This is a genomic window from Candidatus Falkowbacteria bacterium, assembly GCA_013336275.1.
Taxonomy (GTDB): Bacteria; Patescibacteriota; Patescibacteriia; order Patescibacteriales; family GWE2-39-37; genus JAAXUA01.
In genome coordinates, this window is sequence record JAAXUA010000002.1 from 42,102 (window position 1) to 68,644 (window position 26,543).

General features: G+C 50.3%; 23 protein-coding genes. 17 read left to right on the forward strand and 6 right to left on the reverse strand.

Features of this window, described 5'->3' with window-relative positions; genetic code table 11:
- Positions 1–23 precede the first annotated feature (23 nt).
- The 13 genes from HGA34_01860 to rpoC all read left to right on the forward strand — a co-directional run bounded on the left by HGA34_01860 (position 24) and on the right by rpoC (position 18,452).
- Positions 24–584 (forward strand): LemA family protein, encoded by a 561-nt coding sequence (locus HGA34_01860; protein ID NTW22273.1) that lies wholly within the window; start codon positions 24–26, stop codon positions 582–584.
- A 67-nt stretch (positions 585–651) separates the two neighbouring features.
- Complete coding sequence (locus tag HGA34_01865; protein NTW22274.1) at positions 652–2,358, forward strand: DUF2207 domain-containing protein; 1,707 nt, start codon at positions 652–654, stop codon at positions 2,356–2,358.
- A 239-nt stretch (positions 2,359–2,597) separates the two neighbouring features.
- Positions 2,598–3,452, forward strand: a complete 855-nt coding sequence (locus HGA34_01870; GenBank protein NTW22275.1) for a M48 family metallopeptidase — start codon at positions 2,598–2,600, stop codon at positions 3,450–3,452.
- A gap of 5 nt (positions 3,453–3,457) precedes the next feature.
- Positions 3,458–4,192 (forward strand): aminopeptidase P family protein, encoded by a 735-nt coding sequence (locus HGA34_01875; GenBank protein NTW22276.1) that lies wholly within the window; start codon positions 3,458–3,460, stop codon positions 4,190–4,192.
- A 142-nt stretch (positions 4,193–4,334) separates the two neighbouring features.
- Positions 4,335–5,747, forward strand: coding sequence for an aminopeptidase (locus HGA34_01880; GenBank protein NTW22277.1), 1,413 nt, complete (start codon positions 4,335–4,337; stop codon positions 5,745–5,747).
- Positions 5,748–5,751: 4 nt separating this feature from the next.
- Positions 5,752–6,111: a hypothetical protein gene (locus tag HGA34_01885; protein ID NTW22278.1), complete on the forward strand. Its 360-nt coding sequence runs from the start codon at positions 5,752–5,754 to the stop codon at positions 6,109–6,111.
- Positions 6,101–6,256, forward strand: coding sequence for a hypothetical protein (locus HGA34_01890; GenBank protein NTW22279.1), 156 nt, complete (start codon positions 6,101–6,103; stop codon positions 6,254–6,256). The genes HGA34_01885 and HGA34_01890 overlap by 11 nt, the downstream gene beginning before the upstream one ends.
- Positions 6,243–7,502 (forward strand): hypothetical protein, encoded by a 1,260-nt coding sequence (locus HGA34_01895; protein ID NTW22280.1) that lies wholly within the window; start codon positions 6,243–6,245, stop codon positions 7,500–7,502. The genes HGA34_01890 and HGA34_01895 overlap by 14 nt, the downstream gene beginning before the upstream one ends.
- A 42-nt stretch (positions 7,503–7,544) precedes the next feature.
- Positions 7,545–8,132 carry a Holliday junction branch migration protein RuvA gene (ruvA, locus tag HGA34_01900; GenBank protein ID NTW22281.1) on the forward strand — a complete coding sequence of 196 codons (588 nt, stop codon included), beginning with the start codon at positions 7,545–7,547 and terminating at the stop codon, positions 8,130–8,132.
- A 9-nt stretch (positions 8,133–8,141) separates the two neighbouring features.
- Positions 8,142–9,131 (forward strand): peptidoglycan bridge formation glycyltransferase FemA/FemB family protein, encoded by a 990-nt coding sequence (locus HGA34_01905; GenBank protein ID NTW22282.1) that lies wholly within the window; start codon positions 8,142–8,144, stop codon positions 9,129–9,131.
- A 69-nt stretch (positions 9,132–9,200) separates the two neighbouring features.
- Positions 9,201–10,592, forward strand: coding sequence for a UDP-N-acetylmuramyl-tripeptide synthetase (gene murE / locus HGA34_01910; GenBank protein ID NTW22283.1), 1,392 nt, complete (start codon positions 9,201–9,203; stop codon positions 10,590–10,592).
- 529 nt (positions 10,593–11,121) lie between these two features.
- Positions 11,122–14,496 carry a DNA-directed RNA polymerase subunit beta gene (locus HGA34_01915; protein NTW22284.1) on the forward strand — a complete coding sequence of 1,125 codons (3,375 nt, stop codon included), beginning with the start codon at positions 11,122–11,124 and terminating at the stop codon, positions 14,494–14,496.
- A gap of 23 nt (positions 14,497–14,519) precedes the next feature.
- Positions 14,520–18,452, forward strand: coding sequence for a DNA-directed RNA polymerase subunit beta' (gene rpoC / locus HGA34_01920; protein NTW22285.1), 3,933 nt, complete (start codon positions 14,520–14,522; stop codon positions 18,450–18,452).
- 60 nt (positions 18,453–18,512) lie between these two features.
- Here rpoC and HGA34_01925 read toward each other — a convergent pair whose 3' ends face one another.
- Genes HGA34_01925 through HGA34_01945 form a run of 5 tightly spaced genes read right to left on the reverse strand, consistent with a single transcriptional unit; the run spans position 18,513 to position 21,441 of the window.
- Positions 18,513–18,731 (reverse strand): DUF2283 domain-containing protein, encoded by a 219-nt coding sequence (locus tag HGA34_01925; protein NTW22286.1) that lies wholly within the window; start codon positions 18,729–18,731, stop codon positions 18,513–18,515.
- 10 nt (positions 18,732–18,741) lie between these two features.
- The gene (locus tag HGA34_01930) at positions 18,742–18,960 is read right to left on the reverse strand and encodes a hypothetical protein (protein ID NTW22287.1); all 219 of its coding nucleotides are present in this window, start codon (positions 18,958–18,960) and stop codon (positions 18,742–18,744) included.
- 2 nt (positions 18,961–18,962) lie between these two features.
- A complete protein-coding gene (locus tag HGA34_01935) occupies positions 18,963–19,943 on the reverse strand; it encodes a C40 family peptidase (protein NTW22288.1) in 981 nt (326 codons plus the stop codon).
- Entirely contained in the window at positions 19,943–20,737 is a 795-nt protein-coding gene (locus HGA34_01940; GenBank protein NTW22289.1) for a hypothetical protein, read from the reverse strand. Before HGA34_01940 ends, HGA34_01935 begins: the two co-directional genes overlap by 1 nt.
- Positions 20,738–20,748: 11 nt before the next feature.
- On the reverse strand, positions 20,749–21,441 hold the full coding sequence (locus tag HGA34_01945) for a thioredoxin domain-containing protein (GenBank protein NTW22290.1): 693 nt from the start codon (positions 21,439–21,441) through the stop codon (positions 20,749–20,751).
- Between the two features lie 36 nt (positions 21,442–21,477).
- Between HGA34_01945 and HGA34_01950 the strand changes: the two genes are divergently transcribed.
- Both HGA34_01950 and HGA34_01955 read left to right on the forward strand, forming a co-directional pair.
- Complete coding sequence (locus tag HGA34_01950) at positions 21,478–21,630, forward strand: hypothetical protein (GenBank protein ID NTW22291.1); 153 nt, start codon at positions 21,478–21,480, stop codon at positions 21,628–21,630.
- 64 nt (positions 21,631–21,694) lie between these two features.
- Positions 21,695–24,136 carry a leucine--tRNA ligase gene (locus HGA34_01955; protein ID NTW22292.1) on the forward strand — a complete coding sequence of 814 codons (2,442 nt, stop codon included), beginning with the start codon at positions 21,695–21,697 and terminating at the stop codon, positions 24,134–24,136.
- Between the two features lie 42 nt (positions 24,137–24,178).
- Here HGA34_01955 and HGA34_01960 read toward each other — a convergent pair whose 3' ends face one another.
- Positions 24,179–25,141, reverse strand: a complete 963-nt coding sequence (locus HGA34_01960; GenBank protein NTW22293.1) for a hypothetical protein — start codon at positions 25,139–25,141, stop codon at positions 24,179–24,181.
- A 44-nt stretch (positions 25,142–25,185) separates the two neighbouring features.
- On the opposite strand from HGA34_01960, the gene HGA34_01965 reads away from it, so the two are divergent.
- On the forward strand, positions 25,186–25,641 hold the full coding sequence (locus tag HGA34_01965) for a hypothetical protein (GenBank protein ID NTW22294.1): 456 nt from the start codon (positions 25,186–25,188) through the stop codon (positions 25,639–25,641).
- A 3-nt stretch (positions 25,642–25,644) separates the two neighbouring features.
- Positions 25,645–26,493 (forward strand): ribosomal RNA small subunit methyltransferase A, encoded by an 849-nt coding sequence (gene rsmA, locus HGA34_01970; GenBank protein ID NTW22295.1) that lies wholly within the window; start codon positions 25,645–25,647, stop codon positions 26,491–26,493.
- Positions 26,494–26,543: the final 50 nt, after the last annotated feature.

A 26,543-nucleotide genomic window follows, 5' to 3' on the forward strand; every position in this document is an offset into this window, starting at 1 on the left:
TACCCCACTTAAAACACAAACATATGACAGCACTTTGGATCGTGCTCGGCATCGTGGCCTTAGCCGCCATCTATCTCATTGCCGTGTACAACGGGTTAATCCGTTTGAAGAACCGTACCGATGAAGCCTGGAGCGACATTGACGTGCAGCTTAAGCGCCGCCACGACTTGATCCCGAACTTGGTTGAGACGGTCAAGGGCTATGCCACTCATGAGCAGACAACCCTGGATAACGTTATCAAGGCTCGCAATGTGGCCATGGCCGCCCAAGAAAAGGGCGATGCAAAGGGATTGGCAGAAAGCGAGAACATGCTCACCGGAGCACTGAAGAGCGTTTTTGCCTTATCAGAGGCTTATCCGGACTTGAAGGCTAACCAGAATTTCTTGGAACTGCAGCGTGAGCTGACTGACACAGAAGACAAGGTCCAAGCCGCTCGCCGTTTCTACAATGGCAATGTTCGCGATCTTAACACCAAGATCCAGGTCTTCCCGACCAATATGTTCGCCCAGAAGCTCGGTTTCACTGCCCGTGATTTCTTTGAGGCAGCAGCCGAGGAGAAGGCAAACGTCCAAGTCAAATTCTAAGATAATTGTCAGGCTGACGGCGCCCGATCGATCGGGCGCCGGAGCGTAATAATTAGCTTCGAAGCTCATGCGTCTAACCATCAAGCTCGGTTTTGCGGCATTCTTGGCGGTAGCGGCATTATTCTTGCCTCAATATCCAGCATCTGCCAGCGAACAGATCAAAACCTTCAGCTCCGACATTACCATCAATGGCGATGCCAGCCTTGATGTGGTTGAAGTGATCGCTTATGATTTCGGTGCGGCCTCCAGGCACGGCATATTCCGCGATCTCCCAGTCTCGTATAAGACTGATGGCGGCAGCCGGGAGGTCGATATATCCGGAGTTTCGGTTACGGATGAAAAGGGCGCAGCTCAGCTTTTTTCCGAGACGCGAACGGGCAGCCTGAAAAAGATTAAGATCGGCAACCCCGATGTGACCGTTACCGGACTTAAGACCTACCGCATCAGATACCGTGTCGCTGGCGCGATCAATTATTTCGATGACCATGACGAACTTTATTGGAATGTGACCGGCAACGATTGGCAAGTGCCGATCGCGTTAGCTAGCGCGAAGATTTCGGTAGCCGGCGCTGCTTCGAGCAGCCTGCTATCGACCTATTGCTATTACGGAAAGGCCGGGAGCAAGGACAAGTGCGGCTCGGCCTTGGATCTTTCCGGCGAGCCGTCTGCCAGTTACTCCAGCGCCGGTCTTCAAGCCGGGCAGGGAATGACCGCCGTCATAGGCTTTCCTAAGGGTTTAGTCAGTTATATCGAGCAGGTGCCTGGGGCTGAATCGAAGCCGTTAGCGATTTTGGGAATTTTGGTTGTCATTTACGTTATTCTTAATATATTGGCTCCGATTGTCGCTTTTGTCGTTATGTATCGGCGCTGGCGGCGTTTCGGCCGCGATCCTAAAGTCGGAACAATAATCCCGCAGTATGATGCACCAGCGAATATCAGCCCATCGCTGGTCGGTGTCATCGTTGATGACGCCACGACCATGGATGCCTATTCGGGGGAAATCATAAATCTGGCGATAAAGGGTTATCTGAAAATTAATCGCCTGCAAAGCACTGTGCTTTTCGTCACTAACGAAGATTTCGAGCTGGTCAGACTGAAGTCTGAGGACGCAGGACTGAAGAAATATCAGCAGTCATTGATGCAGATGCTGTTCAAGGGCGGCGATTCAGTCAAGCTGAGCAGCTTAGCGAATAAGAGGGTTTCGGAAATCGATGCCCTTGATAAAGAAGTCAATGAAGAAGTGGTCGCTCTCGGTTTCTTCCCCGCAAATCCGGAGAAAGTCAGGAATAACTATATGGGTATCGGCGGGTTGATGCTTTTGGGAGTTTTCATCGGCTTGTTCGGATTATTTCCGGCGGGCATTATCGTGATGGCCTTCGGTTATTTCATGCCGGTCAAGACTTTGGCCGGGGTGGAAGCCAAAGAGCACTTGCTCGGACTTAAGATGTATCTGTCTGTGGCTGAGAAGGACCGGCTAGAGTTCCATAACGCACCGGAAAAGGACCCTGCTCAATTCGAGAAGCTTCTCCCGTACGCTATCGCCCTGGACGTGACAGAGCAGTGGGCGAAGAAATTCGAGGGCATTTATCAGCAGAGTCCGTCTTGGTACAATGACCCGGTCCGCCCTTTCGCACCGGTCATTTTCGCTCAGAGCCTTTCCTCTTTCGGCGGCGGTTTCGCCTCCTCTGGAACGGCGGCCAGCAGCCACAGTGGCTTGTCCGGCGGCGGCCACTCGGGTGGCGGTTTCGGCGGAGGCGGAGGCGGTAGCTGGTAAGCTTATCTTTCGGAAATAATTTCTCCTGCTTAGACGGATATCTGTGCATTTTCCCGCAAAATAATATTGATTATGATTATATTGCGGGAAAATAGCTACGAATCCGTATGCGCGATAAAAATTATTTCCGAAAGATGGGTAGCAATAATTATCTGCCTGGAAATTTTTTAAAATAAATTCAATATATGCCAACAATCTATAACAATGCCGATTCGAATGCTCGCAAGACCTGGTTCTTGATGACTGGTTTCTTGATATTCATCATGCTGGTAGGCTATGTCTTCAGTCAGGCCATGAACGATTCGATCATCCTCTATATCGCGGTTGCCTTCAGCGTAGTCTCGTCATTCGTCAGCTATTGGTGGAGCGACAAGATCGTTCTAGCCATGAGCGGAGCCAAGGAAATCGACCACGACTCCAACCGGGAGCTTTATCATCTGGTGGAGAATCTCTGCATTACGGCCGGGTTACCGTTGCCGAAGATATACATCATCGACGATACGGCGCCTAATGCCTTTGCAACCGGGCGCGACCCGGAGCACGCGGTCGTGGCCGTGACTGTCGGTTTGCTTCAGAAGTTGGACAAGGCTGAACTTGAGGGCGTAATCGCCCATGAGCTGTCGCACATCGGCAACCGTGACATCCTGATTTCCACGGTCGTCACGGTCTTGGTCGGCGTAGTAGTCCTATTAGCCGATTGGTTCAGGCACTGGTCATTTTTCGGTCACAGCAAATCAGACAGCGACAATCGTGACGGCCGCATTACCCTGATCATTACGGTGCTGGCAATCGTTTTGTCGATTCTGGCTCCGATTTTCGCCTATATGATGCAGTTTGCCATCTCGCGCAAGCGTGAGTTTTTGGCTGATGCTGACGGTGCGCTTTTGACCCGCTATCCGGAAGGTTTGGCTCGAGCACTGGAAAAGATATCTGCCGACCAGGAGCCGCTAGAAGTGGCCAACCGGGCCACGGCTCACATGTACATCGTTACGCCGCTCAAAGGCGAGGCGGCAATCGGCTGGTTCTCGAAATTGTTCATGACTCATCCGCCGGTCGAAGAGCGCATCAAAGCTCTGCGAAGCCAGGGGGTTTAAGGGTTATGTGGAATCAAGAGAAAATAACCGACCACGCCCAGGCCGCCAGGCTGCTCTGCCAGATAAAGGATAGCTCATTTTCATTGATCGCGAGCAGACGCGATGTCAGCGAGTATGAGGTGCAGCAGCACATCGTCGAACAGTTCGTCCGTAACGGCTTAGTGACTGATCGCGACAGCGCGATTGTTGCCTTTGATACGAATACGTCTTTCGTCCACTATTATCCGACCAAAGAGTGTAAGCAGCTAGAACCGGAGTCGCTGATTATGATCGACCTTTGGGCCAGGCTGGATAAGGATGACGCGCCATTTGCAGATATCACCTGGATGGCTTACTATGGAGATTCACCAGCCTCAGAGATTGCGGCCGTATACGTTTTAGTGATCAAGGCCAGGGATGCCGGTTTGAAGCTGATTAGGAGAAATTTGAAAAAGGGACAGATGCCGACCGGCAAGATGGTCGACGATGAGGTGCGCAAGGTGATTGCGACCGCTGGTTACGGCGATAAATTTCTCCACACCACCGGGCATAGCTTGGGTTTCGATTCGCCTCACGGCAAGGAATTCGGGCTCAACTGGAAAAGCGAGCGCCCCTTGATCAAGAATCTGGCTTACACCATCGAACCAGGGGTCTATCTGGAAAATAGGTTCGGCGTGCGCTCGGAAATCGATTTCTATATAGACGACAAATTGGAACTCATCATAACGACCGATGTTCAAAAAGAGTTGGTTATGATTTAACTAGGAAAGTTATTATAAATAATCTTCGTAGGTCCGGCTTTCAACATCATTTTTATCACTTAGACGGGTACGTATGCGCGATAAAAATGATGTTGAAAGCCGGACTAGCGCAAAGATATTAACAAATAATAGATAAAATAATATGCCAAAAACAGATTATCAAAAAATGGAAAAGGAATTATTCTTCGAAAAGAGAAATGCTTGGGAGGTTTGGGACGAAAAGCAGACCAAAGAAGCAATGAATTTTTCTGAAGGGTATAAGAAGTTTTTAGATGAGGCTAAGACCGCGCGCGAGTCGGTCAAGGCTGGCGTCCGTTTGGCTGAAAAGGCCGGCTTCAAGGCTTTGGACAAGTCTGGCAAGCTCAAAGCCGGAGACAAAGTCTACGCAGTGAACAAGAATAAGACTTTGGCGCTCGTAGTGGTTGGCAAAGATATGGTCGAAGACGGTTTCAGCTTGGTGATGTCTCACATCGATTCGCCGCATCTTGATTTGAAGGTCAACCCGCTTTACGAAGATGAGGCGATGGCTTTTTTCAAGACCCACTATTACGGCGGGATCAAGAAATACCATTGGCCCACCACGCCTTTAGCCTTGCACGGCACGGTCGTTTTGGCGAGCGGCAAAAAGGTTGAAATCAAGATCGGCGAAAAAGAGAGCGATCCGATTTTCATGATTACCGACTTGCTGCCCCATTTGGGCAAGAGCCAGGCGAAAAAGAGCATTGATGAAGCCGTGGCGGGTGAAGAGCTGAATATTTTAGTCGGTTCTTTGCCGGTCAAAGATGACAAGGTTAAGGCCAAGGTCAAATTGGCGATCATGGAACATCTGAACAAGGAATACGGGATTATAGGCGAAGATTTTTTCAGCGCCGAAATCGAGGCCATGCCTGAGGCCAAGGCGCGCGACCTGGGCTTTGACCGTTCATTCGTTGCCGCCTTCGGCCAGGATGACCGTGTCTGTGCCTACGCTTCGTTGGCTGCGTTGTTCAAGAGCAAAGCGGGCAAACGGACTCAGGTCTGCCTGTGGGTCGATCGCGAGGAGATCGGTTCTGATGGCACGACCGGGGCTAAATCGATATTTATCGAAAGCCTGGTGGCCGAGCTCCTGGAAAAAACCGGCAAGAAGGGCACTATGCGCGAGGTTTATCAGGTAATGGAGAAGAGTGAGGCGCTTTCGAGCGATGTGACGGCCGGTTACGACCCGGACTACAAGAGCGTCCACGACCCGATGAACGTAGCCAAGATCGGCTGCGGCGTGGCGGTTGAGCGGCACACCGGCTATGGCGGCAAATACGGCACGACCGAGGCTAGCGCCGAGTTCGTCCAGCGCTTGCGCACCATTTTTAATAAGAACAAGGTGATTTGGCAGACTGCGGGTCTCGGAAAAGTCGACGAGGGCGGCGGCGGCACGATCGCCAAGTTTTTGGCCGAACGCAATATGGAGGTCATCGATATCGGCGTGGCCTTGATGAATATGCACGCCCCGATGGAAATCGCTTCGAAAGCCGACATCTACTCGGCCTACCAGTCATATATTGCATTTTATCAGGCATAAACATATGGGAATCAGAGTCGAATTCAATCCTGACCTTTGCTTGCGCGACATTTCAGAATATCGAGCAGGCAGGCGGCTCGAGGCGGAGTGCCTGCCTGAGCAGCTAACCGAGGGCGCGGTATATGATTTTTTGAAATCAGACCAGCGGCTTTACTGGCTGTTCGGCGAACTGCCGCTGCGCGAGACCAAGGGTGGAGAAAAATTATCACTGCCCAAGGCCAGTGTGATCATCAAGGAAGTCACGCACTTCGTTCGAGACGGTAAAATATTCACCAAGGGCAGATATGAAGTGGCCAAGGTGTTATCCGATACGGATGATTATTTCGAGGGTTATGAAATCAAGAAACGGGACCATGAGCAATAAGGAACTGCAGGAAAAACTGAAACCGAAAAAGCGCAACAACCCGGTTGATGACGCGATTAAGACGATTCTCAAATCGCAGTCCGAATGCTGCGTAAGAGCCAGGGCGAAATTAGAGGAATTAGAAAAAAAAGATGAAGAAAAATAGTATCAGAAAACCGGAGCTGTTGGCACCGGCGGGCAATCTGGAAAAGATGAAGACTGCGTTCGCTTTCGGAGCGGATGCTGTTTATGCCGGCATTCCGGACTTTTCCCTGCGTACGCGTATCAATGACTTCACTTTGGCCAGCCTGAAAGAAGCTGTCGAGTATGCTCGCGAACGGGGCAAGAAAGTCTATGTGACGATCAATATCTTCGCCCATAACGAGCATCTGGCTAAATTGCCGGGATATTTGAAAGAGCTTAAGAAGATCAAGCCCGATGCGCTGATCGTGTCCGACCCGGGAGTAATCAGCATGATCAAGAAGCAGTGGCCGGAGGCGGAAATCCACCTCTCGACCCAGGCTAACTGCACGAATTCGTCAGCGGCTGAGTTTTGGTGGAAAAGCGGAGTCAAGCGCGTCATCTTGGGCCGGGAAGTCGCTTATGAAGATATCCTTTCGATAAAAAAGGCCGTGCCGAAGCTGGAGCTGGAAACTTTCATCCATGGCGCCATGTGCATGGCCTATTCCGGGCGCTGCTTCCTTTCGAAATTTCTGGTTGGCCGCAGCGGCAATCTGGGAGACTGCGTCCAGCCGTGCCGCTGGAATTACGGTTCGGCTAGTATCGCCATCAAGCCGGATGGGCACGATTCGGAATTCGAATTAGTCGAGGAGCAGCATGGTTCCTATATCCTGAATTCCAATGACATGTGTTTGATGAAGCGCATGCCTGAATTGATGGCCAGCGGCCTGGATTCTCTCAAGATCGAGGGGCGAGCCAAGAGCGCTTATTATCTGGCGGCCGTCGTCGGCGCCTATCGTAAGGCCATTGATGAATTATCAAGTGGTAAAACGGATGACCGGGCGCAAAAGCTTCTGGCCAAGAAGCTATTCAAAGAACTGGAAGAAAAATTGGTCCATCGCGGCTATACCGAGGGGTTTATGTTTGGCGAGGGCAAGAGTGCTCAGAATCTTGCAAATTCTCATAATGAATGTGCTTGGGAGTTTTGCGGCCAAGTCATTGGTTCAAAAAATGGACTTACTTTAGTCAAAATACATAATGCTTTGCGGGTTGGAGACCAGATTGAGGCGCTTTTGCCCGGGTATGATATAATAAGGAAAAAGGTGGATAGGATTATTGATGCGGAAACGGGCGAACCCTTAGAATCAGCCCATGGCGGCCAGGGAAGGATGGCGCTTCTTGATTTTAAGAGGGACGTGCCGGAGTTCAGTGTTTTGAGAAGAAGGGTTTAAAATCGCATAACCTGCCGGCAGGCAGGAGCATAACGCGTAAAGATGATTTCATATTTGAAAGGACAACTCAAAGGCAAGCATAAGAATTATTTCATCGTGGTAGTGGCTGATGTCGGCTACCAGGTATTCGTCAATCAGACACTGTTCTCAGAGTTTGTTGCCGGGCAGCCAATCGAGCTGTACACCCATCAATACATCAAGGAAGATGCGTTAGACCTTTATGGTTTTAAGGGTTTGGAAGAGCTGGAGATGTTCGAGCTGCTTTTGTCTATTTCGGGCGTCGGTCCGAAATCTGCCTTGGGCATCTTGTCGGTCGCCAAGACCGAGGAGCTCAAGGTGACTATAGCGCGCGGAGATTCGTCGATTCTGACGAAGGTCTCCGGCATCGGCCGCAAGACTGCCGAGCGCATCGTGCTCGAGCTGCGCGACAAGGTTGCGGCGATCGGCACCGGAGAAATGATCGCTGGCGGCGGCTCATCGTCAGGCATGGCGCAAAGCGACGAGATCGATGCCTTGTTGGCTTTGGGGTACAGCCTACAGCAAGCGCGCGAAGCATTGCGCGAGATCGATCCGTCATTGAAGAATTCCAGCGAGCGCATCAGGGCGGCATTAAAAACCTTAGGCAAATAAAACAATTCTATGAATATCGTACACGTTTCCGACAAGAAGCAGCTTGACGATTTCGTCGGCGGCCAAAAGAATAGCCAGTTCATCCAGTCATGGGAGTGGGGCGAGTTCCAAAAAGATGTCAGCGGCAATGTCTGGCGTATCGCAGTTGAGGATGCCGGCCAGCTGGTGGCCTCAGCCAAGGTCATTAAGAAGGACCTGCCCATGGGCAAGAGTTATTTCTATTGCGGCCGCGGTCCGATTTTCGCCGACGCAGTCTGGCACGAAGAGGCTGCGCGGCTGCTTTATGCGGAAATCGAGCGTATTGCCAAAGATGAGATGGTCATGTTCATGCGCTTCGATCCTTATTTCGACTGTCACAACGAGATGCAGCGGCTGGCTGGCGATCGTCCGTTCTTCAAGACGACCGATGTGCAGCCGAGCAAGACATTGATCGTAGACATCTCTGGCGAGCCTGAAGAAATCTTGAAGAATATGCATCAGAAGACCCGTTATAATATCAAATTAGCGGAGAAGAAAGGCATTAAGGTGGTTGAGGCCGGCAAGGAGCGATTCGAGGAATTTTGGACCTTGTTGGATCAGACTACTGGACGAGATAAGTTCCGGCCGCATGGACGGAGCTACTACCAAGAGATGCTCGACCTGCCAAGCGATTTTTTGAAGCTGCTCTTTGCCGAATATCGAGGCAAAGCGATTGCTGCCAGTATCGTCTCGTTTTTCGGCGATACCGCGACGTATCTCCATGGCGGCTCGGCCAATGACGAGCGCAATGTCATGGCACCCTATGCCTTGCAGTGGCAGACTATATTGATGGCTAAAGCGCAGGGTCTGAGCTATTACGACCTGCATGGCGCTGATGAGAAGAAGTGGCCCGGCGTAACCAAGTTCAAGCAAGGCTTCGGTGGCACGGAGATCGAGTATCCCGGAACTTTCGACCTCGTGTTCGACCAAGGCTGGTATGCCATCTACAAAATGGTGAGACAAGTGCGCAGAAGTTTTTAGCACAGGGTTTTTGTAATTAGAAGACGAGCAGCAGAGCTGGTATTGTTCAGAAGCAATTAAATTATCATCATGAATACAATTTTAAATATCATAAAACGCGCGATTCCCAAAAAACTGTTCAAGTCGCTCCAGCCGAGCTACCATTACGCAATGAGCTGGTTAGCATCGGTCGCCTATCGTGCCCCATCGAATAAATTAATAGTCATCGGTGTTACTGGGACCACCGGTAAAACCACCAGCACTTTTTTGATCGCCAAGACGCTTGCCGCCTTGGGCTACAAAGTCGGTTACACTTCAACGGCCATGTTCAACGATGGCCAACGGGAGTGGCTCAACGATAAGAAAATGACGATGCCCGGGCGATTCTTCACTCAAGCGATTTTGGCCAAGATGGTCGAGAACGGCTGCCAGTATGCGATCGTCGAGACAACCTCTGAGGGTATTCGTCAGTTCCGCCATCGTTTCATTAATTACGACATCCTGGTTTTTACCGGCCTTTACCCGGAACACATCGAATCGCATGGCGGCTTCGAAAATTATAAGCAGGCCAAGGGGCGGCTGTTCTCCCATCTGAAGAGCTGCAAGACTAAATATATCGACGAACAGAAGCGGGTCAGCTTGGCCGAAACCTCGATCAAGAAGCTTGACCTGCAGCGCGTCAAAAAGACCATCATTCTTAATCTTGACGATGAGCATGTGGATTATTTCGGCGGATTCTGGTCGGAAAGCAAGTGGGGTTTCAGCCGGCGCAAATACAGTTCCAGCCGCGAGCTTTCCGTCTTGACCTATGACCACATAATCAACACTCAGTCAGGACTAAACTTCGCCGTCAATGATACGAAATTCCGCTTGAAATTGCTGGGGGAATTCAACGCCACAAACGCCATGACCGCCATCGCGGTAGCTATGGACCAGGGCAAAGAGTTGGGACGCATCAGGGCCGCGCTTGAAACAATCCTCGGGGTTCCCGGCCGGCTTGAACGCATCGATGCAGGTCAGGATTTCGCCGTAATTGTCGATTATGCCTTCGAGCCTAATGCAGTCAGCAAGCTTTATGAGACTATCGAGGCCATCCCGCATCAGCGCAAGCTGCACGTGTTGGGTTCGGCTGGCGGCGGCCGGGATACTTCAAGACGGCCGATTTTAGGGAGAATAGCCGGAGAAAGGGCAGATACGGTCATCGTTACCAATGAGGATCCTTACGATGAGAATCCGGAGATAATTGTCGACCAGGTGATCGTCGGAGCGGAAAAGGCCGGAAAAGTCTTGAACGAGGACCTTTTCAAGATTATGGACCGCCGACAGGCCATCGCCAAAGCTCTTGGCCTGGCTCAAGCAGGCGATATAGTGCTTATTACGGGCAAAGGCTCAGAACAGGGCATAGTCGGTCCGCATGGCAAAATCGAGGTTTGGGACGACCGGAAAGTCGTTAGGGAAGAGCTAGCCAAGCTCGGTATTTGACACGGTTATCGGCTGTTGATAAGTTGTGGACCTTCTTGAATTTTGTCTGACGATATTTTGGGTAAAATAAGCTAATATTAAATAAAAAATGGCAAATCTTGCCAGGTTTTATTTTTTTTGCATCTACTCTTGACAACTTCGCCCAAGGTTGTTAAGATAATAAAGTCTCAAAATACTTAACATTTAAAACTATTAGATAGTTTTTAGAAGAAAACGGAACACTGTCACAGAGTTGTGATATCGAATACCGTTTTTTTATTTTTTTGACTGACCGCCTCTCCTTTTTATTGTGCTAAAGTTAGATAATTATCGGCTTGCATACAAGGGCCGAATATTTAATAATTTTCTCCCCGTGCGTTAAATTTCTAAAAATAGAGTGGCTATCTTTCCAAGGTAAATTAAATATCAATTAATATAACTCAAGAGTAACTAAACTTGAGATTTTTTTATGTCCAATAAAACTATCGAAGCGAGACCAGCGAGTCTCGGCCTGCGCAAACACTTCGAGGGTTACCGTGAAGCGTTGCCAATGCCTGATTTGATCGAGATCCAAAAGGATTCATATGATTGGTTCCTGAAAGAAGGTTTGCCGGATCTTTTTGACGAGATTTCTCCGGTCACCGACTTCATCGGCCGCGACCTCGAGTTATATTTCGATGATTTTTATCTTGATGAATGCAAATTCAACGAGGTTGAGAGCCGTGCCAAAAATATCTCTTACGAAGCCCCATTGCGCGTTAAAGTCCGCTTGGTCAACAAGAAGACCAACCATACCACTTCCCAGGAGGTTTTCTTGGGTGACTTCCCGTTAATGACCAAGCGCGGCACTTTCATTATCAACGGCATCGAGCGCGTCGTGGTTTCCCAGCTGATCCGTTCGGCCGGTGTTATCTTCTCTTCAGAGTTCATCAAGGGCAAAAAATATTACGGTGCCAAGGTCATCCCTAATCGCGGTGCCTGGCTGGAAATAGAGACCGACGTCAATGGCGTGATCTGGGTCCGCATCGACCGCAAGCGCAAAGTGGCAGTCTCTTCTTTGCTGCGCTCCTTCGGCTATGGCACTGACGAGGAAATTTTGGAGTTATTCAAGAACCTGCCGACTGGCGGCCAGGAATATATCGATGCGACCATTTCCAAGGACATCGCCAAGAGCGAAGCCGAAGGCTTGAAGGAAGTTTACAAGCGTATCCGCCCAGGCGACCTGGCTACTACTGAGAATGCCCGCCAGCTGATCCACTCGATGTTCTTCCGTTTCGACCGTTATGACTTCGACCGTGTCGGCCGCTACAAATTGAACCGCAAATTCGCCTTCGACATTCCTAATAATAAGGAAACTCGCATCTTGCGCCGCGAGGACTTGGTTGAGATCGTCAAAGAGGTCATCCGTTTGAACGTTTCCCAGGACAAGGAAGATGATATCGACCACTTGGGCAACCGCCGTGTCCGTGCGATCGGCGAATTGATTCAGAACAAGTTCCGCGTCGGTTTGGCCCGCATGGAGCGTATTATCAAGGACCGCATGTCCACCATGGATATGGACACCCTGACCCCGAACAAGCTCATCAATGCCCGCCCAGTCATCAGTGTGGTCAAGGAATTTTTCATGTCTTCTCAGCTGTCGCAATTCATGGATCAGACCAATCCGTTGGCCGAGTTGGAACACAAGCGCCGCTTGTCAGCCATGGGTCCCGGCGGTTTGACCCGCGAACGCGCCGGTTTCGACGTCCGCGATGTGCACGCCACCCACTACGGCCGCATCTGTCCGATCGCTACTCCTGAAGGTCCGAATATCGGCCTGGTCGGCCACATGGCCAGCTATGCCCGCCTGAACAGCTATGGCTTCATCGAGACGCCATATCGCCGCATTCTGCATGATATAACCAATGATCCGAAAATCACCGTCGGCAAGATCGCTCGCGAAGATATTTTCGATGACAAAAATAAGCTGGTCGTCAAAGCCGGAGAGCGGATCGACGAGGCCAAGGCCAAATTGATCAGTGAAAAAGTCAGCCATCATGTCCTGATTCCGATCAAGCCTTCAGTCACCAACGAGATTGTCTGGCTCGATGCTTTTGAGGAAGAAAAATATATTACCACCTCGTTCACCGCTCCGCTCGATTCGAACGGCCACTTTTTGGTCGAGCGTTTCGAAGTCCGCCGCTACGGTAATCCGACAGCTGACGACGTGACCAAGATCGATTTCATCGGCGTTGCTCCGAACCAGATCATCTCCATCGCCACTTCGCTGATTCCGTTCATGGAACACGACGATGGACAACGCGCCTTGATGGGTACGAACATGCAACGTCAGGCTGTGCCGCTGGTCATGCCGCAGGCTCCGGTCGTCGGCACCGGCGCCGAGGCTACCGCTGCAATCAATTCCGGTCAAGTCGTCGTCGCCGAAGAGGATGGCACAGTCGTCAAGGTCGACGGCGGTTCCATCTCAGTCAAAGATGAGCACGGCAAGGTTACTCAATATCCTTTGGTCAAATTCTTGCGCTCTAACGCCTCAACCTGCATCAATCAGCGCCCGATCGTCCGCAAGGGAGATAAGGTCGCTGCCGGCCAGGTTCTGACCGACGGTCCGGCTATCGATCAGGGCGAATTGGCCTTGGGCCGCAACGCGCTTGTAGCTTTCATGTCTTGGGAAGGCTTCAATTATGAAGACGCTATCATCATCTCCGAACGCATGGTCAGCCAAGACTCATTCTCATCCATCCATATCGAAGATTATACTATCGATGTCCGCGATACCAAGCTCGGTCCGGAAGTCGTGACTCGCGACATCCCGAACATCGGTGAAGAGAAATTGAAGGATTTGGACGATCGCGGCATCATCCGCATCGGCGCCGAGGTTTCTTCGGGCGACATCCTGGTCGGCAAAATCACGCCTAAGGGCGAGACTGAGTTGTCGGCAGAAGAGAAGTTGCTCCGTGCCATCTTCGGCGAAAAAGCCAAAGATGTCCGCGACTCATCGCTCTATCTCGAACACGGCGAACACGGCAAAGTCGTCGATATCAAAGTCTTCTCCCGTGAGGACGGCGACAAATTAGCCACCGGCGTCATCCAGTCGATCCAGGTCTCGGTCGCCAATCTGCGCAAGATCCAATCCGGCGACAAGATGGCTGGCCGCCACGGTAATAAGGGCGTCATTTCCCGCATCGTTTCCATTGAAGATATGCCTTACCTCGAGGACGGCACCCCGGTCGACATCATCCTGTCGCCTTTGGGTATCGTTTCCCGTATGAACCTGGGCCAGCTCCTCGAGACCCATCTCGGCTTCGCGGCTACCAAGCTCGGTTACAAGGCCGTGACTCCGGCTTTGAACGGCGTTACCCAGGACCAGATCCGCGAGGAATTGGCCAAGGCTGGCTTGCCGATCGACGGCAAAGTCACTTTGTATGACGGCAAAACCGGCCAACCGTACGACAACAAGGTTACGGTCGGCTATAAATATATGTTGAAACTCAACCATATGGTTGAGGACAAGATCCACCAGCGCTCGATCGGTCCGTACTCCTTGATCACCCAGCAGCCGTTGGGCGGCAAGGCGCAGTTCGGCGGCCAGCGTTTCGGTGAAATGGAAGTCTGGGCTTTGGAGGCTTACGGCGCCGCCCATACTTTGCAGGAAATATTGACCATCAAATCTGACGACGTGCCAGGGCGTTCCAAGGCGTATGAGTCCATCATCAAGGGTGAGACTATCCGCAAGCTGAACGTGCCGGAATCGTTCAACGTCTTAGTGCGCGAGCTCAAGGGCTTGGCTTTGGATGTCGAATTGATCGGCGAGGGCACGACCGCAGAAGCTGAAGAGGAATATGATCGTCTGGCCGCTGTCGAGGCCGCAGCGATCGAAGTTGAAGTTAAGGCAGAAAAGGCAGAAAAATCGGAAGATCTAGATTAATTAATTATAACACTCGACATACTATGCTTAATCCTATCAAAACGACCGACTTCGATGCGATCAAGCTCAAGCTCGCTTCTCCGGACGCGATCATGGGCTGGTCACATGGCGAAGTGACTCGGCCGGAAACGATCAATTACAGGACGCAGAAGCCGGAAAAGGACGGTTTGTTCTGCGAGCGCATCTTCGGTCCGTCGAAGGACTGGGAGTGCTACTGCGGGCGCTACAAGAAGATCCGCTACAAGGGCATCATCTGCGACAAGTGCGGCGTGGAAGTCACCCGCTCGATCGTCCGCCGCGAACGCATGGGTCACATCACCCTGCAGGCTCCGGTAACCCATATCTGGTTTTTGCGCGGCATCTCTTCGAAGATCGGCTTGATTTTCGATCTGTCGATGCAGGCTTTGGAGAAGGTAGTCTATTTCGCCAGCTTCATCATCATGGATGTCAACGAAGAGCTGAAGGAGGCGACTATCGAGCAGATCAAGCAGGAATTCAAATCCAAGAAGAAGTCTTTGGAATCAGAGTTCGCCAACCAGGTCAACGAGATCAAGAACCGCAAGGCCAAGCTGTTGCAGCAGGGCAAGACCGAGCTGGAGATCGATCAGGAAATCAATGAGGAAATCGAATCCTTGACCAAGATCCGCGACGAGAAGACCGAGGCTCTGAACCAGGCCTTCGAGCAGGCCCAGAAGGAATTGAAGGAACTGAAGCCTTTTGCCATCATCTCCGAGAGCACCTATCAGAATTTGAGCTTGAAATACGGCCATATCTTCGAAGCTGGTATCGGCGCGGAGGCTATCCGTCGCCTGTTGGCCAGCATCGACTTAGCCGAGTCCATTGAGAAGCTGGAGCAGGAGATGCTTGAAGCCAACGAGACCAAGAAGTCCCGCCTGGTCCGCCGCTTGAAGCTGTTGAAGAGCTTGCAGGCCAATGACATCAGGCCGGAATGGATGATTATGACTGTCATCCCGGTCATCCCGCCGGATCTGCGCCCGATGGTACCGCTCGATGGCGGACGTTTTGCCACTTCCGACTTGAACGACCTGTACCGCCGCGTCATCAATCGCAATAACCGCTTGAAACAGTTGATTGACCTATCCGCTCCGGAAGTTATCTGCCGCAACGAGAAACGCATGCTTCAGGAAGCGGTCGACGCTTTGATCGATAATTCGGCTCGCCATGGCAAGACCGTGGTGGCTTCGACCGGCCAGAAGCGCATGCTCAAATCCTTGGCTGATTCGCTCAAGGGCAAGCAGGGCCGTTTCCGCCAGAACTTGCTCGGTAAGCGTATCGACTACTCCGGCCGTTCCGTTATCGTGGTCAACCCGAATCTCCATCTTGACCAGTGCGGTCTGCCGAAGACTATGGCCATCGAGCTGTTCAAGCCGTTTATCATCAGCCAATTGATCAAAAAAGAAATAGTCCACAATGTCCGCAGCGCTTCCCGCTATATCGAAGCCGGACACGACGAAGTTTGGGACATCTTGGAAAAGATCATTTCCGAGGCTTATGTCTTCCTGAACCGCGCTCCGACCCTGCATCGTCTAGGTATCCAGGCTTTTAAGCCGATCTTGATCGAAGGCAAGGCCCTGCAAATCCATCCTTTGGTCTGTACCGCTTTCAACGCCGACTTCGACGGTGACCAGATGGCCGTCCATGTGCCGCTGACCAAGGAGGCTGTGGCCGAAGCCCGCGACCTGATGCTGGCCTCTCACAACCTCTTGAAACCGGCGACCGGCGATCCGATCGTCGCACCGGCTCAAGACATCGTCTGGGGCGCTTTCTATATGACTGTCATCAAGGGCGAAGAGAAGGAAGACAAATATCTCAAGAATTTCTCCTCGGCGCTTGAAGCTGAGTTGGCTTACAGCTTGGGCGAATTGAAGATGCATGACTTGGTCCGCGTCCGCGTCAACGGCGAGATGATCCGCACCACTATCGGACGCCTGCTCTTCAACGACGTACTGCCGGAAAAATTGCAGTTCGTCAACTCCGTAGTCGGCAAGAGCAAGCTGAAGAATCTGATCAAGGATTGCTTACGCCATTACGGCGAGGAACGCACCGTGCGTTTCGTCGATGAATTGAAGCATGTTACGTTAAAATATATCACCAAATCCGGCTTGTCCTGGGGCATGGGCGACCTGCCCGACTTCACTGAGCGCGAACAGATGATCAGCGAGGCCAACGACAAGGTCGACAAGATCCAGGAGCAGTACGAAGAGGGCTTGCTGACCGACAGCGAGCGCTACGGCAAGGTCATTGAGACCTGGACCGACGTCAAGGAAAAGATCACCGACCTCTGTAAGACCGGCTTGCCGGTCGACGGCCCGGTCTATTCGATGATCGAATCCGGCGCTCGCGGTTCGTGGGCTCAGCTGACTCAGATTATCGGTATGAAAGGTTTGGTGACCTCGCCTTCAGGCGACATCATCGAGTTGCCGGTCCGCGGTAACTTCAATAAGGGTTTCGGCGTTTTGGAATACTTTATCTCCACCCATGGTGTGCGTAAAGGTTTGTCCGATACCGCCTTGCGTACCGCCAACGCCGGTTACTTGACCCGCCGCTTGGTCGATGTTTCCCAGGATGTCGTCATCATGTCTGATGACTGCGGCGACACCAAGGGCATTGTCTATACCAAGAAAGAAAGCGAAGAGTCCGGCCATGACTTGCTGAAGCGTATCGTCGGCCGTTTCTTGGCCTCGGATCTCAAGAACGCTGAAGGCAAGGTCCTTCTCGCTGCTGATACTCTGGTAACAGAGCAGGAAGCCGATGACATGAAAGGCGAGTTGATCGAAGAGGCTAATATCCGTTCCGTATTAAGCTGCAAGATGCATAAGGGTATCTGTGCCAAGTGTTACGGCTACGATTTGGCCTACAACCAGCCGGTTAAGATGGGCACCGCTGTCGGTATCATTGCCGCACAGTCCATCGGTGAACCGGGTACCCAGCTGACCATGAGAACCTTCCATACCGGCGGTGTGGCTGGCCTTGAAGATATCACCCAAGGTTTGCCGCGCGTCGAAGAAATCTTCGAATCACGCAGCCCGAAGCGCAAAGCCTTCATTTCCGATGTCGATGGCACGGTCAAGATCGAGACTGCGCAGCGCACGATCGAAGATGAGCACGGCAAGACCGTCCTCGTTTCCAATCCTCAAGTCAAGATCCTAAAAATATATCATCGCGGCCACGAATCCGAGAAGTACCTATTCGCTGATGCGGCCGAGAATAAGAAAGAGGCCAAGAAGGTCGTGGCTAAGGTTTTGGTCAAGGAAGGCCAGACCGTACATAAGGGCGATGAGCTTTTCGCTGTCGGCGATGTCGTGATGACTGCCAAGCAGAGCGGTACCGTCAAGATCGAGGACAAGGCCGTCAAGGTGACCAGCGAAGTGGATAAGGTGAAGGAATATATTATCCCCAAAGGCTATAATGTCTGGGTCAAGAACGACCAGGAAGTGAAGCGCGGCGATCAGCTGACCGAGGGCAATATGGACCTGCAGCAGCTCTATCAGCTTAGGAACCGCATCGAGACCCAGAAATATATCATCCGCGAGATCCAATCGGTTTATTCTTCGCAGGGTCAGCCATTGAACGATAAGCACGTCGAAATAATCGCGCGCCAGATGTTCTCCCGCGTCTTTGTGCAGGATGCCGGCGAAACCGACTTGCTGCCTGGAGAAGTCGTGGAGAAATCGATCTTCGACCGCGCTAACGAGGCAGCTGTGTCTGACGGCAAGGTTGAAGCTAAGGGCGATGAATTGCTCTTGGGCATGACCAAGACTTCGCTTTCGACCGACAGCTTCCTCTCTGCCGCTTCGTTCCAGGAGACCGCCAAGGTCCTGATCGAGGCCGCAGTTACAGGCAAGATCGACAACCTCGAGGGCTTGAAAGAAAATGTTATCATCGGCCGTTTGATCCCGGCCGGCACCGGTTACAAGCATCGAGAAAAGAACTAGTTTATCTGTTCTTTAAGATACTAAATCAAAAGACCTCCGATTCATCGGAGGTCTTTTGATTTACTGAGTATCGAGCGTAGAGAGAAATTTTTTCAACTTCGGACTGGCACTAGCTTTTTCAAAGTCGCCCAGGAATTTAGAAGCATCGAGCATTTCTATGAGAACCGGCTTACCAAGTGCAGAGAAGTGGATAATGAGGTTGCCGAATTCTTTGGTTTGGGCAATGGGGTCGGCTGCCAGTTCCCACCAGGCGATATTTGATTCAGTGTCGTATTGCATATTGTCCCATCTAGACTTTTACTGGGTAAAAGGTGAGAACGCGGATGACTTCGGCCTGCTTTTGATAAATTACTCGCCATTCATCCTTGGTAGCGGAAAAATATTTTCCCTTTTTGGAAACTTTATCTGGAGATTTTATGGCGTCCTGTATCTGCTCCTTGATGACGTAAACCTTATGCTTCTGTAGGATATCGAATTTTTGATTGGCGTAGGCGGTAAAATAAATCATAATCAGTATTGTTTGACTCGCAAACCGTTAGAGCCGTACATCTTGTTGACTTGTGCAGCGGTATAGATACCAATAGCGCCCCCTGGTGTCCTTGCCTTGTTGCCGTGCGAGTCTGCATACCGGCCGTTGCCAAGAGAAATTAAGACATGACCGAATGTTTTTCCGTTGTCCCCTTGTTTCCATCCAACTAGCGTTCCTTCTGGCAAACTACCAAGCGTTCCGGTGTCATATTTTTTTATAGCGGTATTGGAAAATATCGTTCCAGTGCCGCCGTTAATGCTGATGTTTTTGCTGCTTTTTAGGACATATGCAGCGAAGCCTGAACAGTCAAAGCAGATTGTTCCGTTAGGCCCTTGGCCGCCTTTGCCGAAGCAATCGCCAGGCTTAATGGTTGAGTTCAAGCCGTAGGTGACTTTCCCGACAGCTGAGGCGACAATATCAGCAACGCTTCCGCTTTGCAGCAGCTTCGCTGTCGATGCAGTGGTCGTCATGCCAGAGTCAAGAGAGTCTTCGGTGTCGCCAAGGTTATATTTTTCGATGATTTTTATTTCCAGAGAGGTGCCATTTATGATAGCCGGATTTATTTGCTGTAGCACAGTGTAAGATGCCATCATTAGAACTAATCCGGTTATGCTGCCACCGATCCATGCCTTGGCTTCGGAAATCCGCGTGGCATTGCCGGCTGAGGTAAGCCAAAGCAATCCGCCGAACATCATGCCCACAGTAGCAATAATGCCGATTACGGCAACGGCGTAGTTGTAGAGGCCGGCAATGTATTCCCAAATCCAATTATTGCACATGTTGTCGCCGCACTGGGCCGGCTCGCTGAAACGCTGCATTCCAGGAATTTTTATCTGCAAGCTATCAGTGGGATTTTTGATGTTCGGCATTTCAACATCAGATGCTTGCGCAGGATAAAAAACCGAAAAGAATGCAGGAATGATAAAAAACAGGAGAAGGATTTTTTTTGGGGAGTATTTCATTATTTATTTTTACATCTTGCCACGACATTGGCCCACGATGTATAAAATTCGCACATCTTGTTTGCTTCGAAAGAATATGTGCCAGCGTAAGTCGGGTTAAGGGAGGCTTGTGAGCAACTTGAAATGTCATTGGCTGATTTACACTCTTTCCATTCGGAGCCATCTTTTCCTAAGAGACAGCAGCCGCTTTGGGTCGTGATAGCGTAAGGGTTCTCGCATTTTTTTGTAGTAGTATTGCACATGCCGCCGGACATCCAGGTATCGGGGCAGCGGCTTTTGGGAACGCCTGCTTGGCAGCTTGACCATCCTTCTTGCTGCGGACAGCAGCCTTCTCCGCCGGTGCCGGTATTGGGGTCAGCCTTCTTCTCTTTTATCTGGGCAATGCCAGTCGTTCGCAGATTAACCAGGTCAGTATTGATCGTCGCCAGTAAAATATATGCGCCGAATGCTAAAAGCAATCCGGTTATCGATGAAGTGATATATGTTTTGGCTGAACTAATCTTATCCGGGCTGCCGCCTGCCGTCAGCCAGACTACACCGCCGATCATCATAAATACAGTAGCCAGGATGCCGGCGACACCGGACAGATATTTGAAAAATGTTTTGATGTACTCCGCGATTGGACGAGTGTCCGTGACGTTGGTGAAATCGATTTGATTCGGCTGTCCTGGAATCTGCACTTGAGGGGTGAATTTAACCTCGGTCGCAGACGCGCTATCGGCTAGGCTTACAAAAAACAATAATGTCGACAGAAATATTAAGCCGTTTACTATGATGAATATTTTTTTACTCATAACCATAGGGTTCATTTTTTGATTAAATCGTCGATTATTTTTTGCCAGATGTCTAGCGGCAAATCACCATCAACCTTGGTACCGTTAATCAGCCAAGTCGGCGTGCCTTTGACGCCGATCTTGTCTGCATATTCCAGGTTGGCCAATATCTTGTATTGTTCACCTTGGCTCGCCATACATTTGGTAAAGCCATAGGGCTTGACCCCGACTTGTTCGGCTAATTTGACCAGGTCTGAAGTTGAGGCAATCTTTCCTTGATTCTGAAAAAGCTTGTCGTGCATAGGCCAGAATTTTCCTTGTTGTCCGGCGCACCTCGCAGCTAAGGCCAAATCAAGAGATTGTTCACTGATGTTAGGGTAGTCACGAAAAACTATTTTGACGTCGTCTTGGTATTTTGAACCTAGCGAGCGTATTTTTGAGAAGCTGGATTTCGAATTCGGACAAGAAAAGTCACTGAATTCTACTATGGTTATCTTAGGCGAGCTGGTGCCGAACCAATAGTTATCTTGTCCTTCCGTATCAGAGTAGTTGTTACCCGAGGCGACACTGGAAAGCTGTTTGCTTTGGTAATTTTTGGCGGCAAAAAAGGCAGCTGTAAAAACAGTGATGACTAGGGCCAGAAAAATCCATAATAAAATCGCCCACCAGCGCAAAGGCCACGGACGTTTATTTATTATATTTGTTTGAGGATCAAGTTGAGCCATTTGGATAAAAAGTATTTTTATTATACCATAATAATCATGAGCAAACAAAATCATGAAACGGCCGAAAAAATGGTTGAGCAAAAAGCTGGTCGCCGCCAGAAAAAGGGGCGCCCAAAGATGCGCGTAGCAGGTACTTCGGTCAAAGAATTGCAAAAATTGATTATCAAGCGTTCGAAAATCAGGGTTTGACTATTTTCACAATAAGGGTAAAATTACCTAGTAATTATATTTGCTTAAATTAGCCTAAAATACTATGGAAAAGTATAATTTTTCTGAAAATGAAGCCAAGTGGCAAAAATATTGGCTGGATAACGGCTTATTTGCCGCTGATGATGACTCAAAAAAGCCTAAAAAATACATATTGGACATGTTTCCTTATCCTTCCGGAGCAGGGCTGCATATCGGCCACGTCGAGTCCTATACGGCGACCGATATCTACTCACGCTACTGCCGCCTAAAAGGATTCAACGTGCTTCATCCCCAGGGCTGGGACGCTTTCGGCTTGCCGGCAGAGAATTATGCTATCAAGACCGGAGTTCACCCCTCGGAAACAACCAAGGAGTCTATCGCTACGTTCATCAGGCAGATCAACTCGATGGGCTTTTCTTATGATTGGTCGCGCGAAGTCAATTCCTCTGATCCCGGGTACTACAAGTGGACACAGTGGCTGTTTTTGTTGTTTTACAAAAATGGGCTGGCTTATAAGAAAAAGGCCAAGGTCAATTGGTGCGATAGCTGTCAGACGGTTTTGGCTAACGAGCAGGCCGAGGGCGGAGTCTGTGATCGCTGCGGCAGCTCGGTGGTGCAGAAGGACCTGGAGCAATGGTTTTTCAAGATTTCTGATTTCATAGAGGACCAGACAGCTGGAGGCAAAACGATCAGGGGCCTATTGTCCGGCCTGGATGACGTTGATTGGCCCGAATCTACCAAGGCGGCACAGAAAAATTGGATTGGCCGTTCAGAGGGCGCAGAAATAGATTTCAAAATCAAAGACAGCGAGCTGAAAATAAAGGTTTTCACCACTCGTGTCGATACTATTTTCGGCTGCACCTATGTCGTGGTGGCACCCGAACACCCCCTGATCGGACGTTTGAATGACACCATAAAGAACGGCCAGCAGGTTGCTGATTATCTGGAGTCTGCCAGAGCCAAAACCGACCTGGACCGCATGGAGGCCAAGGATAAGACTGGCATCGCCCTTGAAGGCATAACCGCCATCAATCCCTTCAACAACGAAGAGGTGCCGGTTTTCGTGGCCGACTACGTCTTGGGCAACTATGGCACGGGTGCGGTCATGGCTGTGCCGGCTCACGATGAGCGCGATTGGGAATTCGCCAAGAAATATGATTTGAAAATAGTCGAAGTGATTTCATCGGGCGAGGGAAACCCCGCTTTAGAGGCGGCTTTTACCGATGACGGAGTCTTGGTGAATTCTAGAGAGTATGATGGCTTGGCTTCAGCGGCTGCCCGCAAGCAGCTCTCGGTTTGGCTGGTTGAGACCGGCAACGGCGGCGTTAAAGTAAATTATAAGTTGCGTGATTGGCTGATCAGCCGCCAGCGTTATTGGGGTGCACCGATTCCGATCATCTATTGCGATGTCTGCGGCGCCGTGCCGGTACCGGAAAAAGACTTGCCGGTCATACTGCCTACGGACGTCGATTTCAAGCCGACCGGTGAATCGCCCTTGGTCGGTTCGAAAACTTTCCATGACGTTGTTTGCCCGAATTGCGGAGCGAAGGCCAGGCGTGAGTCCGATACTATGGATACTTTCGTGTGCTCGTCTTGGTATTATCTGCGCTATGCCGACCCCAAGAATGATGAGTTCTTCGCCAGCGATGAAGCGCTCAAGCGCTGGCTGCCGGTCGACGTCTATCTGGGCGGAGCAGAGCACACGGTACTGCATCTGTTGTATGCCCGTTTTTTCACCAAAGTTTTACATAAGTTGGGTTACGTGGATTTCAACGAGCCATTTTTGAAGTTGCGCCATCAAGGCATAATTCTGGGCGCCGACGGCAACAAGATGAGCAAATCAAAGGGCAATGTCGTCAATCCTGACGAAGTGGTCGCCTTGGTTGGGGCCGATGCTTTGAGAATGTACGAGATGTTCATGGGCCCCCTTGAAGAGATGAAACCCTGGAACACTCAAGGCATTGTCGGGATTACCAGGTTTCTAGACAGGACATGGCAATTGCAAGAGAAAATTAGCACCCAGCCATTAGAAGGACTAGATAAGGACATGGAATCATTGATGCACAAGACCATTAAGAAAGTGACTGAAGATATAGAAGCTTTCAAATTCAATACCGCCATTTCAGCTTTGATGATCATGCTGAATGAGTTTGAAAAGAGAAAAGAAATTCCTAGGGAATATTTTTCATTATTTACCGTCTTGTTGTCTCCGTTTGCGCCGCACCTGGCCGAGGAGCTTTGGCAGCGCTTAGGCAGCGGGGGCAGTGTAGCGCTCGGAACATGGCCGGAATATGATATTGAAAAGACCAAGGATCAGGTGGTCAAGTTGGTAATCCAAGTCAATGGCAAGGTTAGGGAGATGGTTGATGTCGAGCCAGGCCTTGACGAGACTTCTGCCAGATCTTTGGCTGAGGCCAATCAGGCTGTGCTGAAATGGCTTGACGGCAAGGAGATAAAAAAAGTTATTTACGTTCAGGATAAGCTGATAAATATCGTAGCCGCATAGACATAAAAAAACACCCGCGAAAGCGGTTGTTTTTTTATATTGCTATATTTTACTGATAAGCCATTTTCCGTCTGGCTGCTTGTCTAGATAGAAGTTTATAGTAACTTTGTAGCCTCCCAGGGAGAAATAAACATCGGTCGAATAGATTTTCTGCATAGCCGATTCGCTGGTTATTCTGGCGCCAGAAAGCATATTGGCGAAAGACAATAGGCCGTCGTTTTTCAGGAAGCCCATGGTGTAAGAAATCTGGCTTTGCATTGATGGAGTAAAATAGGACAGGGTTTTGCCTAGGTTGTTTGTCCTGATTGCCTCGGCCGCCTCGGCCATAATCGTGTCGCTGGTCGAGGTGGATGTGTGGGTGGCAATTGTCAGGTAGGAATAATCGATGGTGATAGTTTCAAGGTTGGCGTTGGAAATACCTAGGCCGAGTTGGCGCATGACTGCCAGGGCAGTAGTCGGCGAACCGAGGTAATAGCGCTTTTTATCGACCGGATTTATGTACCAGGCTTGGCCTTTGCTTTCAACTTGCAGGAGTATTTTGCCTCTGACTCGTTCAATCAAGCTAGAATTGACAGACAGCTTGCCCCAGCCAAGCGGATTGAATTGCTTTTCTATCTCGACTTTATCAGAGAATCCGTCTTTGTCAGTGTCGAGGTCGAGAGCATTAGTGCCTAGCGCCTCTTCGAGATCGTCGTTCAGCTTATCGCCATCGCCATCCTTGCCGTTGACTGCAATGAGACCGACGGGAATGTGAAACAAGTCTGCATTAGTTACGCCCACGCCGAGGCGCTTCATGGTGGCAAGGGCATCAGTCGGGCGCCCTAAGTAGCTGCGTTTTTGGTCAAGCGGATTGACGTACCAGGCCTCGCCGTGGCTTTCAACTTGCAAAAGTATGCGGCCCGCCACCCTGAGAATGAGCAGTTCAGCGGCATGGGCGGCATAGCCGAAAGCGATGGCAGAGGCGCCTAGGGCGAAAATTATTAGCTTGTGGTGCTGGTTATTCATGGGATATTTGGTATAATTGAATTATAAACCATAGAATGATATTTATGAAGCCATCATATAAAAAGCTGTTGGCCTGGTCACTGGCCTCAGTTGCGGTCAGCGGGGCGATTCTGGTAATTTTCGGCCTCGTTCAGTTAAGGGAGTTTAATAATGTGGCCAGTGCGACTGGAGGGTTGCCCTGGCAAGATGCCGGCAAGATTTCTTATGTTCAGATGGGCTGTACTAGGAGCTGTGTCGGGAAATGTTGCTGCGCCCTGTGCGATGCGGCATGTGATGGTTCGACACAAATCAATTTTACCGGTCAGCAAGGGACCATGTTCATGTGCGTCCCGGCCGGCTTCATGTATAAGGGGGGCGGTACTGTTCCAATGATGGGGGCTGGCATTATTGCTGGTGGCATCAGTAATGTCATGCCGCAAGTTATCGGTATACCGACCATGGCGGCCAGCCGGGCTCAGCGCTTGGTTGATTCGTTCAAGCATTTATTCAATTGGTTATAGCAGATGATAGACCTGCTAAAAAAAACCCAAGAGCTTTGCCAGACTTATGGCATCAAGCCTGCCCACTCCAAGGGGCAGAATTTTTTAATTGAAGAAGATGTCTATGACAAGGTGGTTGAGGCTGCGGAAATTAATAAGAATGACACGGTTTTAGAGGTGGGGCCAGGTTTGGGTTTTTTGACAGCCAGGTTGGCAGATCGGGCAAAGCAAGTGGTTGCCGTGGAGATAGATGAAAAGCTGGCCGATTTTTTAAAAATGGCAATGATAAGCCAAAAAATTTCCAATGTGGCTATAGTTAATGAAGATGTGACCAAATTATCACTGAATTTAGGCAGCTCTACCAAGTATAAGATTGCCGCCAACCTTCCATATAATATAACTTCATTCTTTTTACGCAAATTTTTGACTAGCGAACATCGGCCTGTGCTGATGTCATTATTGATACAGAAGGAGGTAGCTGAGCGGATCGTGGCTAAGCCTGGTGATATGAATCTTTTGGCACTCTCGGTGCAATTCTATGCCGAGCCGGAGATAATCGCCGATGTTCCGCCTAAATCTTTTTGGCCTGCGCCTAAAGTGGATAGTGCCATAATCAGGATCAGATCTCTTGACGAGCAGCAGACGGAAACTAGGGGTTTGTCCGGTATCGATGAAAAGAAATTTTTCCGTCTGGCAAAATTTGGCTTCAGTGCTAAGCGCAAAATGTTAAAGAATAACCTGGCCGCTGGATTTCATGTTCCTGTGGCTGATGCACAGGCAAAAATAGAGCAAGTTGGACTGGACGGCAGGGTGAGAGCCGAAGATCTTTCTTTGGCTCAGTGGCTTGTTCTTTATAGATTGTGGTTTGTCTAAACACAGGAGGGTGATATGAAAAAATAGCGGGGTGACCTTGGTGGTTTTTG